Here is a 16,012-nt window from a genome sequence, read left to right as displayed (position 1 = left end):
AACGCCCGCCATCGTGCGGGCGTTTTTCATGTTGAAGAATTGGTAAAGGTCTCTGTCAAAGCGAGCATCTTGCTTTACATAGAGTGTGACAGCATGGTTCCGACAGGGAGCCGATTTGCGGAGATATGAGTATGAAGCTGAAACTGAGCCTGGCGCTGGTCGCCGTTGCCACCCTGAGCGCCTGTGTATCCTCTGCCCCGCCGCGCCAGATGGCATCCGCCCCGCCGCAGCCGCAGGGCGTCGAAGGCACCTGGTCGGATCCGAACGGCATCATCTCCACCTTCCAGGGCGGCACGTTCAACACCCGCTCGACCGACAACAACGCGCTGCTCGCCTCCGGCAACTATGTCACCCTGTCGCCGACGCTGGTCGAGATCAACATGACCTCGCTGGTGCGCAAGACCCAGTCCAAGGTCAATTGCGCACTGGTCAACATGAACCAGCTGAATTGCACCGCCGACAGCGGTTCGCAGTTCTCGCTGTCGCGCCGCAGCTAAACCCCTGGCGGCATGACCATTCCTGACATTCGGCAAGGGCCTCGCAGACGCGGGGCCCTTTGCTTTTGCGTGCATCGTGGACATCCTGCACCACTGTCATATTTCTCCTTGAACCTCCCTTCTGTTGATGAAAGCATGGGGCATTGAAAGCCTGTCATATTTTATAATTAAAACGAGGCGGAACAGGGTTTTGACAGCGCCCGCATTAGGAGAACAACGATGACGAAGAGATTGAGACTGGGCCTGCTGACGGCCTCGGTTCTGGCCCTTTCCAGCGGTGCAGCTTTTGCCGATTTCGAACTCAACATCCTGCACATCAACGATTTTCACTCGCGCATCGAGCCGATCAACAAATACGACAGCACCTGCACGCCGTCCGAGACCGAAAAGAACGAGTGCTTCGGTGGCATCGCCCGCGTCAAGACGGCGATCGACACCCGTCGCGCCGAGCTGCAGGGCAAGAACGTGCTGGTTCTCGATGCCGGTGACCAGTTCCAGGGTTCGCTGTTCTACAGCACCTACAAGAGCGCACCGGTTGCCGAGTTCATGAACGGCATCGGTTTCGACGCGATGGCGATCGGCAACCACGAATTCGACGATGGCCCGGATGAGCTGCTGAAATTCATCGGCGCCTTGAAATTCCCGATCATTTCCGGCAACACGATTGCCAAGCCCGGTTCGCTTCTGGCGGACAAGTACAAGGGTTATCTGGTGAAGGATTTTGGCGGCCAGAAGGTTGCCGTCGTTTCCGTTCTCGCCACCGACACCAACGAGACCTCTTCTCCCGGCCCGGACATCACGTTTGAAGACGAGATCACCTACCTGAAGAAGGCCGTTGCCGATCTGCAGGGCCAGGGCGTCAACAAGATCGTCGTTCTGTCGCATGTCGGTTACGTCAAGGATCAGGCGATTGCCGCGGCCGTGGACGGTATCGACGTCATCGTCGGCGGCCACAGCCACACCTATCTGTCGAGCACCGACACCAAGGCGGCCGGTCCCTATCCGACCTTGGTCAAGAACCCGGCCGGCGTCGAGGTTCCGATCGTCACGGCCTATGCCTATTCCAAATATCTCGGCGATTTCACCGTCGTTTTCGATGACAACGGCGCGGTAAAATCCACTTCGGGTGCACCAAAGGTTCTCGATGCCAGCGTGGCGCAGGACGAAGCCTTTGTCGCCAAGGTCAAGGAACTCGGCGGCCCGCTCGAAGAGCTGAAGAAGAAGGTCGTCGGCTCGTCGGAAGGCATCATCGATGGTGACCGCGTCAATTGCCGCGCCAAGGAATGCACGATGGGCAACTTGCTCGCCGATGCGCAGCTCGACCGCGTCAAGGATCAGGGCATTACGCTCTCCATTCAGAACGGCGGCGGCCTGCGTGCCTCGATCGACGCCGGTGACGTGACCATGGGCGAAGTTTTGACCGTGCTGCCGTTCCAGAACACCATCGCCACCTTCCAGCTCAAGGGTTCGGACGTCGTTGCCGCGCTCGAAAACGGCGTCAGCCAGATCGATGACGGTGCGGGTCGCTTCCCGCAGGTTGCCGGCATGAAGTTCTCCTTCGACAAGTCGAAGCCTGCCGGTTCCCGCGTCAGCGACGTGCAGGTCAAGGAAGGCGATGCATACGTTGCCATCGACCCGGCGAAGACCTACGGCGTCGTCACCAACAACTACGTGCGCACCGGCGGTGACGGCTTCAAGGTGTTCAACACCAACGCCATCAACCCTTACGATTTCGGCCCCAACCTCGAAAACGCGGTGGCCGATTACATCGCCGCCAACAGCCCCTACAAGCCCTACACGGATGGCCGTATCACCGACCTGACACCGGCAGACTACAAGCCGGCACCGAAGGCCGATGCAAAGCCCGCCGCTCCTGCGGCTGCCCCGACACCGGCCGCCACGGCACAGGCTCCTGCAGCCCCTGCTCCGGCTCCGGCAGCACCGGCAGCAACGACCACGGCTCCGGCCGCCGTCGAGGCTCCGGGCCAGACCGCTCAGCCGGCCAGCGGCCCGAGCAAATACACGGTCGTCAAGGGCGACTCGCTGTGGACGATTGCCGAAAGCGCCTATGGCGACGGCACCCGCTGGAGCGAAATCTCCAAGGCCAATGCACTGCGCCACCCGAACCTGATCCAGGTCGGCAAGGAACTTGAACTGCCGGCCAAGTAAGGCTGCCTGTTTAAGACGATTTGTCCTACGTTAAACGACGGCCCGGGGCTTTCCCGGGCCGTTCTTTGTTTCTACATAAGGCGCATCGGCCGGCATCATCAAGGATGCGGGTCCCACAACGTCCAGCCGGAAAGCCAGAATGACCGCTCCCACAGCCGTTTTGCCCGCTAACCACCCGAAGGTCTCACTCGGAAAAGTGGGCGTCCTGCTCGTCAATCTCGGCACGCCCGACGGCACGGATTACTGGTCGATGCGCCGTTATCTGGCGGAGTTCCTGTCCGACAGCCGCGTCATCGAATGGTCGAAACTCTACTGGTACCCGATTCTCTACGGCATCGTCTTGAACAAGCGCCCGCAGAAGGTCGGCAAGGCATATGAGGAGATCTGGAATAAGGATCTCGACGAAAGCTATCTGCGCACCTACACCCGCAACCAGGGTGACCTGATGGTCGAGCGGCTGAAGGACCTGCCGAACGTGGTGGTCGACTGGGCCATGCGTTACGGCAATCCGTCGATCGCCTCGAAGATCGATGCGCTGAAGGCGCAAGGCTGCGACCGTATCGTGCTGTTTCCGCTCTATCCGCAATATGCGGCGGCAACGACGGCGACTGTCAACGACAAGGCTTTCGAGCACCTGATGAAGATGCGCTGGCAGCCGGCCGTGCGCACCGTGCCGACCTATCACGACGACCCGGTCTATATCGAGGCGCTGGCGAATTCGGTGCGCAACACGCTTTCGACGCTCGACTGGGAACCGCAGCTGCTGATCACCTCGTTCCACGGCATCCCGCAGTCCTATTTCAAGGCCGGCGATCCCTATCAGTGTTTCTGTCAGAAGACGGCGCGGTTGCTGCGCGAAAAGCTCGGTTATTCGGAAAATCAGCTGCGCATCACCTTCCAGTCGCGTTTCGGGCCGGAAGAATGGCTGCAACCCTATACCGACAAGACGATGGAGGGACTGGCCGCCGAAGGCATCAAGCGCGTTGCCATCATGAACCCCGGCTTCGTGTCGGATTGTCTCGAGACGCTGGAGGAAATTGCCGGTGAAGCCGGCGAAATCTTCATGCATCACGGCGGCGAGAAGTTTGTCCATATCCCCTGCCTCAACGACAGTGTCGATGGCATGAACGTGCTGGAAGCGGTGGTGCGGCGGGAATTGCAGGGCTGGGTGTAAGGCGGGCTTTGTGAAAAAGTCCCCCTCTGGCCTGCCGGCCATCTCCCCCACAAGGGGGGAGAAAAAGTGTGGCAACCACCTGCCCCGATAGAAGCAAGACGGGTCGGCTGGGTTAAGCCCTCCCCCTTGTGGGGGTCCGTAAGGACGGGTTGAGACCCGCGGCTCAAGCCCGGCAGGTTGGGAGGGGGCTTCCTCAAGCATGCCGTCGTTTCGGCAAGGCCCGGAAAACCAAAGGAGCACACACCATGAAAAAAGCCATCGTCACCGGTGGTGCAGGCTTGATCGGTACCGGCATCTGCGAGGCACTCAGCCTGCGCGGTTTCGAAGTCGCCTCCTTCGATCTCACCGACAAACCACACCCGGTCGAGACCGTCCGCCACATCCAGTGCGATGTCGCCGATGAAGCATCCGTCGAAATTGCCGTCGCCGAACTCGGCTGGGACCGCATGGATCTTCTCGTCAACAATGCCGGTGCCACCGGCGGAGCACTCGGCACGCCTTTGCTGGACCTGTCGCTGACGGAATGGCGCCGCGTCATCGACAGCCACCTGACCGGCGCCTTCCTGATGACCCGAACAGTCACCCCGCTGATGCGCGAGGGTGGCGCGATCGTCAACATGGCCTCCACCCGAGCCTTCATGTCGGAGCCGAATTCGGAAGCCTATGCCGCTTCCAAGGGCGGGTTGGTGGCACTCACCCATGCGCTGGCCGTCAGCCTCGGCCCGAAGATCCGCGTCAACGCCATCGCACCGGGCTGGATCACGGCCGAGACGGAGCTTTCCGCCGAAGATGAGGCGCAGCACCCGGCCGGCCGTGTCGGCCGCGCCAAGGATATTGCCGACGCCGTGCTCTATCTTGAAAGCGCCGGCTTCGTCACGGGCCAGACGATCACGGTGGACGGCGGCATGACGAAGAAGATGATCTACGCCGAATAGGCATCACTTCATCGGCTAAGCACATAGTATGAGGAATGCAAAGAGTGCCGCTTGCTCCCAATGATCTCCCCCCATGTGGGGGAGATGTCACCGAAAGGTGACAGAGGGGGGTAAGCAACGGTGCGGCGAGTGGTTCGAAAGCGGCATTTGCACCAGCATTACCCCCCTCTGTCCTGCCGGACATCTCCCCCACAAGGGGGGAGATCGGATGGGCGCACCGTCGCAACTCTACATGCTTTTCACCCTAACCCGCCGCCGCCGGCAGCGTGATGCCATGGTCGGAAAAATAGCGCTCGAGCGCATCCGGCCGCGCGGCGTGAGCGGCACTGGCCACATAGCTGTCGGGCCGTATCAGATAGGCGGCATCGCGCCCGATCCCCGCCTCCTCGAATTCCGAGCACCATGGAAAGATGTGCAGCGGCAGGCCGCTTTCCCGGCACCAGTCCTCGACCTCGGGACCGGCATAACCATAAACATGCACCTGCCAGCAGAGATCGCGAAAACCGTCGTGGTTGCAGCGGCCATCACCGAGATCGAACCACGGCAGCCGGTCACCGCCATGCACGTCGCCCGCCTCACCCCGGCTGAGATAATCGCCCCGGTAATTGATCATCAGCTGCGAGACGGTGCGAAACATGAAATCCCTGACCGGCTCGATCTGCACCGCCATCGGCACGACCAGCGGCACCAGCCGTGTCCGCACGAACCGCGCCAATCCTCCATCGGCGGTCGCCAGCGAAAAAGCCTGATCGGTGGTGCGCACCAACTTTCGGGCAAAGGCGATGCGTTCTTCCTCGAACGTGTTCAGCAACCGGTTCGCCGCCGCGATATCGTGCACGCCGCCGAACAGGACCGCCTTCAGTTTCCACGCCAGATTGATGGCATCGCCGATGCCGGTATTCATGCCCTGCCCGCCGGCCGGGCTATGGATATGCGCGGCATCGCCGAGAATGAAGGCGCGGCCCTTGCGGAACCGTTCCGCCACCCGGTGATGCACCCGGTAGGTCGAGAACCAGTTGACCGCCGTCACCTGAATACCGAGATGCGCGATCGCCCGGTCGTTCAGATCCTCGAAACGCAAGGCGCCGGCATGCGCCGCATCCTCCTCCACCGTACCGACCAGACGCGCGCGCCGCCCTTCATCGAGCGGGAAGACGGCGAGAAAATCGGCACTGTCGAGCGCGATGTTGAGTTCGCCATTCATCGGCGGCCCGGAAGCCTCGACATCGGCGACATAAAAAGTCTGCTGATAGGTATCGCCGGGAAAACCGACGCCGATACTTTTGCGCACAGCGGAACCGGCACCATCGCAGCCGGCAAGAAAGGCGGCTTCGCATACCGTTTCATTGCCACCCGCCAGAACCAGCCGGGCGGAAATGCCATCCGCGGTTTCCTTGTGCTCGATGAAGGCGGTGTTCCATTCGACGGAAACGCCTTCTGCCGCCAGCCGCGACACAAGCAATGCTTCATGGGCATCCTGAGGATAGATATGCAGGAAAGGATAGGGCGTCAGATCCTCGCCGATATCCCCGAAAGCGGCACGCGCCTTCTTCTCGCCGCCCACCCAGAGATTGACGCCGGAGACGTGATGCCCCTTCGAGATCACCGCATCGGCCAGACCGACCTGATCGTAAAGTTCCAGCGTGCGGGCGTGGACGGCAAGCGCCCGCGAGGCGGTGCCCGGCCCTTCCGCCTTCGAGATGATGCGCACCGGCACGCCCATCTTCGTCAACCACAAAGCCAGAACCAGCCCGGTCGGCCCAGCCCCCACGATCAGGACGTTGTTATGCATGAGCTCCTCCTTCTCATCCGGTGACGAATTTAGCGCAACCGCAAGAAAGGCAAAGGAGGAAGATCAAACGCCGCGTTTGTTGCCCCAGAGCAGGACGTGAAGCTGCGGCAGCACGGTCGCGGAAAACCAGCGATCGTCGGTCACCTTGTCGACCAGCCACAACATCCGATCCATGATGCCGTCGAGATCGATGCGGGCATCATCGTCATCCGGCGGCGGCGGCGTGTGATTGCCGGGCTGCAGATAGACGGGAAGATCAGGGAAACGCGCCGCCGCATCCTTCGCAAACGCATAGTCCGCATCATCGAAGACCACGAATTTCAAACCGATGCGCGGGCCGCCAGCGGGAGAACCAGTGGCAGCCCTGAGACAGTCAGCCAGCACATCCCAATCCGTCTCCATGCAGCTCGAGGGCGGCTTTGGCGACAGGACTAGAAAATCCAGTTCGGCAAACCAGTCACGCGCGACACTGCCCTGCGTTTCGATGGCAAAGCGATAGCCATCGCGCTTGCCGCGGCGGATCAGGCTGCCGAGCGGCTGGATGGCCGGATTGCCGCCAGACAGCGAGACGGTCAACGGTACATCGCCCGACAAATGCCGCACCTGCCCCCAGATCGTTTCCACCTCCATCGCCAGCCAGTTATGGCGATACTCGCTGTCGACGGCATGCAGCGTATCGCACCACGAACAGCGGTAATCGCAGCCGCCGGTGCGCACGAACACGGTCGGCTGGCCGATCAGCATGCCCTCGCCCTGGATGGTCGGCCCAAAAATCTCGCTGATGCGGATCTTTTCGGAAGCAGCACTCATGGCCGGTATTCCGCCCATGTCTTCGGTGTCTCGCTGACGCGCACGGCAGAGGTTTCCGGCAGCCGCTCTTTGCACCAGTCGTAAAAATGCTTCGCCAGAAATTCCGACGTCACCTTTTCATGGCCCAGCACATCGTTGAGATGCCGATGGTCGAATTTTTCATCGATATACTGCTTGAGCGGCTTCAGTTCGTGATAGTCGCGGACAAAACCATCATCATCGAGTTCGTTCGCCGAAAGCTCGACCACGACGATATAATTGTGCCCATGCAGGCGCGCGCATTGGTGATCGGCCGGCAGGTGCGTCAGCTGGTGCGAGGCGGAAAAATGAAACTCCTTGGTGATGCGGTACATCAGCGGATTTCCTCGGCCCTGAAACCTGCCGTCGCCGCCTTCCAGAAATCCGGGTCGGCATAATCCGTCGGGTCTTCCACACCGGCCAGATGAAACGCCTCGCGACGTTCGACACAGGTGCCGCAACGGCCGCAATGTTTTTCCCCGCCCTTGTAGCAGGACCATGTCTCGACGAACGGCGTCGCATGCTTGGCGCCGTCGCTGACGATATCGGCCTTGGAGCCATTGACGTAAGGCGCCAGCAGCTTCACGGAGGCATAACCATCCAGCGCATGACGCTGCATGGCATCGAAACTGTCGATAAAACCCGGACGGCAATCGGGATAGATGAAATGGTCGCCGCCATGCACGGCTATCGCCACGGCCTCAGCAGCCCGCGCCGCCGCCACGCCGAAGGCAACCGTCAGCATGATCGCGTTGCGATTGGGAACGACGGTGACGCGCATGGTTTCTTCGGCATAGTGCCCATCAGGCACATCGAGATCGTCGGTGAGTGCAGAGCCGGTCAGCTGGCTGCCGATTGCCCGCATGTCGATGATCTGGTGAAACACGCCCAACCGTTTTGCACAGGCGGCGGCGTATTCGAGCTCCTTCTTATGGCGCTGGCCATAATCGAAGGAGATCAGGCCCATCAGATCGCCTTGATCAGCGATGCGGTGGGCAAGCGAAACGGAATCGAGTCCGCCGGAGCAGACGACAATGGTCTTCATATCAGGTGTCCTTGTTTTGACCGGGTAGGCTGCGACCGGCATTTCTGGGCGGCTGTTTATCGCGTTGGATCGAGAATGGGAATGGGCTTCCTTGATATTGTGATTATCACAATAATTTCATCCATAGATTGCATTTTTTGCAAAACGACATTGAAATACACAACCGAAAAGAGGACACTCATAACAATACACGCAGGAGATGATTCTTTGCCAGGCCGGACACCCCAAAAAATCGACCGCGAGCGCGGCAAACGTCTCAGGCAGGCGATCGGTGCGCGTGGACCACAGAAAATGATGGCGCTGGCCGCAGATCTCGGCATCTCGCCGGCCGCTGTTTCCAAATGGATACAGGGGCACGCCATGTCGATCGATAATGCCAATCGTCTGTCCGAACTGCTCGGCATTTCGCTCGACTGGCTGTTGTCCGGCGACGCCCGGACGACCGATGTCATGGGATCGAAGCTGAGCGGGCAGGAAAAGGAACTGATCGAGCATCTGCGCGATCGGCCGGCGCATGTCCTGCCGCTGCTGACCCGGCTGGTTCGGGAAATACCTGTAAACCAGCCGCGAAGTTGATGAAATCACACCGGAAACTACCCTCCCCCGGCCAACCAGCTTGTTTATGCCATGCCGCTTGCATAGGATCGCCGCGATCAAATGTGAGTTGAAGGGGGATATCCCATGCTGGACCTGAGTGGGTTCGATATTTTTGTCATCGGCATCGTCATTCTGGCGATCCTGTTGCTGTTCGCCCTGGTGAAAACCGTGCCTCAGGGCTATTGCTACACCGTCGAGCGGTTCGGCAAATACACCCGCACGCTGCAGCCGGGCCTCAACATCCTGACGCCGTTCATCGAGCGCATCGGCGCGCGCATGAACGTCATGGAACAGGTGCTGCACATTCCGACGCAGGAAGTCATCACCAAGGACAATGCCAGCGTCTCCGCCGATGCCGTCGCCTTTTATCAGGTGCTCAATCCGGCGCAGGCTGCCTATCAGATCACCAATCTGGAAGTCGCCGTCCAGAACCTCACCATGACCAATATCCGCTCAGTGATGGGCTCGATGGATCTCGACGAGCTTCTGTCCAACCGCGACATCATCAACGACCGCCTTCTGCGCGTCGTCGACGAGGCCGTGCAGCCCTGGGGCATCAAGGTCACCCGTATCGAGATCAAGGACATCCAGCCGCCGGCCGATCTGGTTGCATCCATGGGTCGCCAGATGAAGGCGGAACGTGAAAAGCGTGCCCAGATCCTTGAAGCCGAAGGTTCGCGTAATGCGCAGATCCTGCGTGCCGAAGGCGCCAAGCAGGCCGCCGTGCTGCAGGCAGAAGGCGAACGCGAAGCCGCCTTCCGCGATGCCGAGGCGCGCGAACGTCTGGCCGAAGCCGAAGCGCGTGCAACACAGGTGGTGTCGGAGGCCATCGCTGCCGGCGACGTGCAGGCGATCAACTACTTCGTTGCCCAGAAATACACCGAGGCGCTGGTCGAAATCGGCAAGGCGAACAATTCCAAGATCGTGCTGATGCCGCTCGAAGCGTCGTCGCTGATCGGTTCGCTGAGCGGCATCGGCGCGATTGCCAAGGAAGTGTTCGGCGGTGACAGCAACGGCCAGACCTCCACGCCGCCACGCCAGCAGCAACCACGCCAGCCGGTGATCAGCCGCCCGCCGACCGTGCCGCCGTTCGGCTCGACCGAAAGCTGAAACCATGGTCATCGAACTCTGGAACAGTTTTGGGCCGTGGAGCTGGTGGATCGTCGGCCTTGTGCTGCTCGCCCTCGAACTCGTCGTGCCCGGCTTTTTCCTGATCTGGATCGGCGCGGCAGCCGTCGTGCTCGGCGCGCTGTCGCTGGCGCTGTGGGGCACGAGCTTCTGGGGCTGGCATGTGCAGCTTCTGCTGTTTGCCGCCCTGTCCGTTGCCTTCGCCATGGCAGGCCGCAGGTTCTATAGCGGCCGCGATGCCAAGACCGACGAACCCTGGCTCAACCGTCGCGGCGAAAGCCTTGTCGGCCGCACGGCAACGCTCGCCGAACCGATCCTCGAAGGTCGTGGCCGCATCAAGCTCGACGACACGACATGGTCGATCATGGGCCCCGACCTGCCGGCCGGCACACGCGTGAAAGTGACCGCGTCGAGTGGACGCGATCTCACTGTCGAGCAGGCCTGAATAAAAAAAGCGCGATCGGCGTCAGGCGACGCCGATCCGCAACAGATCGTGGAAATGGATCAGGCCGAGCGGCCGGTTATCCTCGTCGACCACGATCAGCGCGCCGATCTTGTACTGGTTGAGCAGCGCCAGCGCCGCCGTCGCCAGAACCGACGGTTTTACCGTCTTCGGCTGCCGCGTCATGATCTCGTCCACCGACAGTTCGGCAAGGTTGCGAGACAGGTTGCGCGCCATGTCACCCTCGGTGACGATGCCACACAGGCGCCCCTCTTCATCCAGCACGCCGACACAGCCAAAATGCTTGTGCGACAAGACGGTGATCGCCTCCACCATCGGCGTACCTTTCGGCACCAGCGGAACACGATCGCCGGTATGCATGATATCGCGCACATGCATCAGGCTCGCACCCAGTTTGCCGCCGGGGTGGAACACGCGAAAATCCGTCGGCGTGAAACCGCGTGCTTCCAGCAGTGCCACGGTCAGTGCATCACCGAGCGCCATCTGCAAAAGCGTCGAGGTGGTCGGCGCCAAACCGTGTGGGCAGGCTTCCTGCGCATCCGGCAGAAGCAGAACGATATCGGCGGCGCGTCCAAGTGACGATTCGGGATTGCCGGTCATGGCGATCAGCGGAATGGAAAAACGCCGGGTATAGGCCACGATGCTTTTCAGTTCGGCGCTTTCGCCGCCCTTGGAAATCGCCAGAACCGCATCGTTCTGGGCAATCATGCCGAGATCGCCATGCGCCGCTTCGGCCGCATGCACGAAAGAGGTCGGCGTTCCGGTGGACGACAGACTTGCTGCCAGCTTCACGCCGATATGGCCGCTCTTGCCGACGCCGGTGATGATGACGCGCCCGGTCGTTGCGAGAATGACGTCGATCGCCTTGCGGAAAGGCTCGGCCAGACCGTTCTTCAGCGCCGCTTCCAGCGCATCCAGCCCCTGTTTTTCAAAGGCGACGGTCCGCAGGGCGGATTCGATCACATCAGTTGCAGGAATGGTTTCGGCAGCGTTCTGGGTCATGGCGAGCATTTATCGCGGTTAGGGCGCGGTGTCCATCGGTCGCCGTGGTGCGACAACGGACGGATCGCCGCATCGGTGCTGCAACCATCAGCAACGCTTCATTAACCATGAGCATTTACCATTGCATAGGAACTCCCTCTTCAGGCGATGCGATGAACGGCACAGGACAACAGGCGCGATCGGGAGCGGCCCGCAAGCGGGCGGCTTCACCACGGGCAGCGACGATGCCTGACGCCATGCCGTCGGTCGCCCCGGCGCGCCCGCAGGCATACAGCCAACCGGCAACCCGCCGTGGCCCGCTTTTGATGCTTCTGGCGACAACCGTGCTCGTGCCCGGTGCGCTCTGGGCACAGACACCTTACACCGGTGCATCGGCCAATCGTCCGGCCTCCTATTTCACCTCGGCCGATGGCGGCACCGCCTATGGCACGCGCACGAATTCGGCCAGCGCGCCGACCGGCGCCCTCGGCTCCTCCAATGGCATCAGCCCCGTTTCTTCCGGCAATCCGATCCCGACCGGCGCGGCCGATCCCTATGGCGATACGAATGCGCAGGATACCGACGCCGACGACCCGAACCAGCCGCTGAACGGCCGACAGGCAAACACCGAGGACGGGCTTGTCGACGAGGCCGGTCAGCAGGCGGAACTCGACCTCAACCAGCCGGTCGAGGGCACGCTCAACCCGCCGGAACTCAACCGCGACGGTGCCGAAAGCCCGCTCGCCTCGACCGATGACGGGCTTGGTGTGCGGCTCGGCACATTCCGGCTGCGACCGAGCGTCAACCAGAGCATCAACCACGAGACCGAACGCACCGGTGCGGGCAAGGCCAGCCGCAACTATCTCGCCACCGCCATTCGCGGCACGCTGTCCTCCGACTGGTCGCGCCACGCGCTGACCGTCACCGGCGAAGGCACATTCGAAAAGACGCTCTCCGGCCGCACCAGCAACAGCGCCGATTTCGAGCCGGAAGGCCGCCTCGATGCCGATCTGCGGCTCGACCTCTCCAATGACACGATTGCCAACATTACCGGCAATTACGCGCTGGAACGCGAAAGCAACAGCGATCCGAACGCCGTTGCGGGCGCCAGCACACAATCGACCGTGCAGCGGTTTGGTGGCGGCGTTGCCGTCCAGCGCGATTTCGGGGTGATGCGCGGCACGGCAGCCCTCTCGGTGGCACGCTCCGTTTATGGCGATGTCGATCTTTCCGACGGCACCAGCGTCAGCCGTGGCGACCGCGACCGCACCGGCTTCGATGGCCGCCTGCGGGTCGGTTACGAACTGTCGCCGGCGATCATTCCCTTCCTCGAAGTGGCAGCCGGTCGCGGCGTCTATGACCAGCGTTTCGACTCATCCGGCTATCAGCGTTCGTCGAACAATTATGCCGCCCGCACCGGTATCGAATTCGATTTTTCCGAAAAACTGCGCGGCGAGCTGGGCGTCGGTTACGTGGTCGCGAAATACGATGACGGCCGCCTGTCCGATCTTGGCGCGGTCGCCTTCGACGGCAATGCCACATGGTCGCCCCGCCGTGGCACTGATATCGATTTCGGCCTGCGCACGACGCTTCAGGATGCGACGGCGGCCGGCGCAAACGGCTGGGCTGAATACCGCTTTTCCACCGCCGTACAGCATCAGCTGCGCAGCGACCTGATCGCCCGCCTGACGGGGGCCACGACCCTGCGCGACTTCCCCACCGGCAGCGACGAGAGCACCTACGAACTCGGCGCCGGCATCACCTATCGCCTCAACCGCTATCTCGACCTGACCGGCGACGTGACCTACGAACACGAGGAAAACGCCGGCAGTTCACCGACCAAGACGGTGCAGATCGGCGCGGGTTTGACGCTGCGGCGGTAACGACTTGCCTTTTCTCCCCGTGTTGACGGGGAGAAGTACGAATGCCGCCCCCTCCGCATTCCATCTTCCATCAAGACAAAAAAAGGCCCCGGAACACATCCCGAGGCCTCTCTCAATCACATCACCAAAACTCAGCCGAGCTTGGCAACCAGTGCCTTCAGGCCATTTTCCACGGTCGGACGGATATCCGCACGCTTCAGGGCAAAAGCAACGTTGGCGAGGATGAAGCCATCCTTGGCGCCGCAGTCATAGGTTTCGCCGGTGAACTTGTAGGCCGCGAATTCCTGGGATTTCGCCAGCGCCAGCATGCCGTCGGTGAGCTGGATCTCGTTGCCGGCACCACGTTCCTGGGTTTCCAGGATATCAAAGACTTCCGGCTGCAGGATGTAGCGGCCGTTGATGAAGAAGTTCGAAGGTGCGGTGCCCTTGGCCGGCTTTTCGACCATCTGGGTGATCTTGAAACCGCCGCCGACAGCGTCACCGACGCCGACGATGCCGTACTTGTGGGCCTGTTCCGGATCGCATTCCTCGACGGCGAGGATGTTGCCGCCGGTCTTTTCATAAAGCTCGACCATGCCCTTGAGGCAGCCCTTCTCGGCCGACATGATCATGTCGGGCAGAAGGACGGCGAATGGCTCGTTGCCGACGATGTCGCGTGCGCACCAAACGGCATGGCCGAGGCCGAGCGGCGCCTGCTGGCGGGTAAAACTTGCCATGCCGGCCTGCGGCAGGAGATCGGAAAGAATGGTCAGTTCGGCATTCTTGTTACGCTCCTTCAGGAGCGATTCCAGTTCAAATTGAATATCGAAATAATCTTCAATAACGCCTTTGCCGCGACCGGTGACGAACACGAGATGTTCGATACCGGCTTCGATAGCCTCATCCACCACATACTGGATGACCGGCTTATCGACGACCGTCAGCATTTCCTTTGGCACAGCCTTGGTCGCGGGGAGGAAACGCGTACCCATGCCTGCTACCGGAAAAACTGCCTTACGAATCTTTTGGTGTCCCACTCATGCCTCCTAAAAGCACAATTTGTCTGTATGTCGGTCGCCCGTGAAAAGGTCTCTAGGGATATATTTCAGCCTTTTCGGGGCAATGACAGAGCGATGTTCTCATGGTAAAGAATTTATTTATTCTGATGTTCTACACTGACCGTAACCCGGCCGCCATCACCGGTGAAAACCCTGACTGGAAGAACAACGGATACGCCGTAATGACTATGTTCCGCACCCGTCGCTTTCAAGCGCTCGCACTCTCGATGATCGCAGGCATGACGCTCGCGGTCACTCCGATACATGCTCAGGCAGACCAAGGTTTCAAGGCTTTTGTCTCAAATTTCTATGAGACAGCAGCCCAGAGCGGCATTACACGCTCGACCTATAACAAAGCCTTTGCAGGCATCAGCACACCTGATCAGGACGTGTTGCAGAAGGCGCAGTACCAGCCCGAGTTCAAGTCAAAGATCTGGGATTATCTCGATAGCCGCGTGAACCCTTATACGGTCAAGGTCGGCCGCGAGATGAAGGCCCGCCATGGCCGTCTGTTGAACGCCATCGAGCGGCAATACGGTGTCGATCAGAACATCGTTCTCGCCATCTGGTCGATGGAATCCAATTACGGCGCGGCACTGGAAAACCCCGAGCGTCTGCACCACGTGCCGCAGGCGCTGGCAACACTCGCTTGGGCCGATCCGAAACGCTCGAAATTCGGCCGCACGCAGCTGATCGCAGCGCTGAAGATCCTGCAGGCCGGCGACGTCACGCCAAAGCAGCTGACCGGCTCGTGGGCCGGCGCCATGGGTCATACCCAGTTCATCCCGACCAGCTATCTGCTCTATGCAGTCGATGCCGATGGCAACGGCAAGCGCGACATCTGGCATTCGATCCCGGATGCGCTCGCCACCGCCGCCAACCTGCTTGCCAAGAACGGCTGGACCACCGGCAAGACCTGGGGTTACGAAGCGGCCCTGCCGGCCGGTGCAGCAAAATACGAAGGCCAGACCAAGACGATTGCCCAGTGGGCAGCGCTCGGCTTCACCCGCCCGAACGGCAAGGGTTTTCCGCGCGGTGCCGACCGCGCCACGCTGAAGCTGATGGCGGGCTCGGACGGCCCGGCCTTCCTGATGATGAAAAACTTCTTCACCATCAAGAAATACAACGCGGCTGACAGTTACGCGCTGGCCGTCGGCCTTCTTGCCGACCAGATCGCCGGTTACGGCGGCATGCAGCAGCGTTGGCCGCGCCCGCAGGGCACGCTCGACATCTCGGAGAAATTCGAGCTGCAATCGCGCATGAAGGAACTCGGTTATTACGACGGTGAGGTCGACGGCAATTTCGGCTCCGGTTCGAAGGCCGCCATCTCCGCCATCCAGAAGCGGCTCGGCATGCAGGAAGACGGCGAACCGTCGCATTCGCTGCTCAAGGCGATCCGCTGATCAAAGGCGGGATCGGCCGGTAATTGACTCTCAAGCCGGGCTGCGATCCACTCGCAGCCCGCACTGATATGGACGGCAGG

Annotated in this window: 15 protein-coding genes; 9 read left to right on the top strand and 6 right to left on the bottom strand. The window is 61.0% G+C overall.

What is annotated here, in order from left to right; genetic code table 11:
• Positions 1–131: 131 nt before the first annotated feature.
• The 4 genes from omp10 (at position 132) to EDF70_RS01910 (ending at position 4,775) form a co-directional block, all read left to right on the top strand.
• Positions 132–497 (top strand): outer membrane lipoprotein Omp10, encoded by a 366-nt coding sequence (omp10, locus tag EDF70_RS01925; protein WP_132271564.1) that lies wholly within the window; start codon positions 132–134, stop codon positions 495–497.
• Positions 498–716: 219 nt separating this feature from the next.
• The gene (locus tag EDF70_RS01920) at positions 717–2,666 is read left to right on the top strand and encodes a 5'-nucleotidase C-terminal domain-containing protein (protein WP_132271563.1); all 1,950 of its coding nucleotides are present in this window, start codon (positions 717–719) and stop codon (positions 2,664–2,666) included.
• Between the two features lie 139 nt (positions 2,667–2,805).
• Complete coding sequence (gene hemH / locus EDF70_RS01915; RefSeq protein WP_132271562.1) at positions 2,806–3,840, top strand: ferrochelatase; 1,035 nt, start codon at positions 2,806–2,808, stop codon at positions 3,838–3,840.
• Between the two features lie 245 nt (positions 3,841–4,085).
• Positions 4,086–4,775: an SDR family oxidoreductase gene (locus tag EDF70_RS01910; RefSeq protein WP_132271561.1), complete on the top strand. Its 690-nt coding sequence runs from the start codon at positions 4,086–4,088 to the stop codon at positions 4,773–4,775.
• A gap of 244 nt (positions 4,776–5,019) precedes the next feature.
• Here EDF70_RS01910 and EDF70_RS01905 read toward each other — a convergent pair whose 3' ends face one another.
• The 4 genes from EDF70_RS01905 to queC all read right to left on the bottom strand — a co-directional run bounded on the left by EDF70_RS01905 (position 5,020) and on the right by queC (position 8,440).
• Complete coding sequence (locus EDF70_RS01905) at positions 5,020–6,567, bottom strand: FAD-dependent monooxygenase (protein ID WP_132271560.1); 1,548 nt, start codon at positions 6,565–6,567, stop codon at positions 5,020–5,022.
• A 63-nt stretch (positions 6,568–6,630) separates the two neighbouring features.
• Positions 6,631–7,377 (bottom strand): 7-carboxy-7-deazaguanine synthase QueE, encoded by a 747-nt coding sequence (queE, locus tag EDF70_RS01900; RefSeq protein ID WP_132271559.1) that lies wholly within the window; start codon positions 7,375–7,377, stop codon positions 6,631–6,633.
• Positions 7,374–7,730 carry a 6-carboxytetrahydropterin synthase QueD gene (gene queD / locus EDF70_RS01895; protein WP_132271558.1) on the bottom strand — a complete coding sequence of 119 codons (357 nt, stop codon included), beginning with the start codon at positions 7,728–7,730 and terminating at the stop codon, positions 7,374–7,376. Before queD ends, queE begins: the two co-directional genes overlap by 4 nt.
• A complete protein-coding gene (queC, locus tag EDF70_RS01890) occupies positions 7,730–8,440 on the bottom strand; it encodes a 7-cyano-7-deazaguanine synthase QueC (RefSeq protein ID WP_132271557.1) in 711 nt (236 codons plus the stop codon). Before queC ends, queD begins: the two co-directional genes overlap by 1 nt.
• A gap of 75 nt (positions 8,441–8,515) precedes the next feature.
• Here queC and EDF70_RS01885 point away from each other — a divergent pair, with 75 nt between their 5' ends.
• The 3 genes from EDF70_RS01885 (at position 8,516) to EDF70_RS01875 (ending at position 10,610) form a co-directional block, all read left to right on the top strand.
• Complete coding sequence (locus EDF70_RS01885) at positions 8,516–9,016, top strand: helix-turn-helix transcriptional regulator (protein WP_132271556.1); 501 nt, start codon at positions 8,516–8,518, stop codon at positions 9,014–9,016.
• 108 nt (positions 9,017–9,124) lie between these two features.
• Entirely contained in the window at positions 9,125–10,147 is a 1,023-nt protein-coding gene (locus EDF70_RS01880) for an SPFH domain-containing protein (RefSeq protein ID WP_132272528.1), read from the top strand.
• A gap of 4 nt (positions 10,148–10,151) precedes the next feature.
• Complete coding sequence (locus EDF70_RS01875) at positions 10,152–10,610, top strand: NfeD family protein (RefSeq protein WP_132271555.1); 459 nt, start codon at positions 10,152–10,154, stop codon at positions 10,608–10,610.
• Positions 10,611–10,631: 21 nt separating this feature from the next.
• Here the strand turns inward: EDF70_RS01875 and EDF70_RS01870 are convergent, their stop codons facing one another.
• Complete coding sequence (locus EDF70_RS01870; RefSeq protein WP_132271554.1) at positions 10,632–11,630, bottom strand: KpsF/GutQ family sugar-phosphate isomerase; 999 nt, start codon at positions 11,628–11,630, stop codon at positions 10,632–10,634.
• A gap of 152 nt (positions 11,631–11,782) precedes the next feature.
• On the opposite strand from EDF70_RS01870, the gene EDF70_RS01865 reads away from it, so the two are divergent.
• On the top strand, positions 11,783–13,492 hold the full coding sequence (locus EDF70_RS01865; protein WP_165931919.1) for an outer membrane beta-barrel protein: 1,710 nt from the start codon (positions 11,783–11,785) through the stop codon (positions 13,490–13,492).
• A 131-nt stretch (positions 13,493–13,623) separates the two neighbouring features.
• On the opposite strand, the gene galU is transcribed toward EDF70_RS01865, so the two are convergent.
• Positions 13,624–14,508, bottom strand: coding sequence for a UTP--glucose-1-phosphate uridylyltransferase GalU (gene galU / locus EDF70_RS01860; RefSeq protein ID WP_132271552.1), 885 nt, complete (start codon positions 14,506–14,508; stop codon positions 13,624–13,626).
• 209 nt (positions 14,509–14,717) lie between these two features.
• Between galU and EDF70_RS01855 the strand changes: the two genes are divergently transcribed.
• Positions 14,718–15,932 (top strand): lytic murein transglycosylase, encoded by a 1,215-nt coding sequence (locus EDF70_RS01855; RefSeq protein WP_132272527.1) that lies wholly within the window; start codon positions 14,718–14,720, stop codon positions 15,930–15,932.
• The last annotated feature ends 80 nt before the right edge of the window (positions 15,933–16,012 follow it).

Origin of the sequence: Neorhizobium sp. JUb45 (assembly GCF_004343585.1) — a bacterium.
Taxonomy (GTDB): Bacteria; Pseudomonadota; Alphaproteobacteria; order Rhizobiales; family Rhizobiaceae; genus Neorhizobium.
The sequence above is the reverse complement of the archived record's forward strand: the minus strand, read 5'-3'. Positions and strand labels throughout refer to the sequence as shown.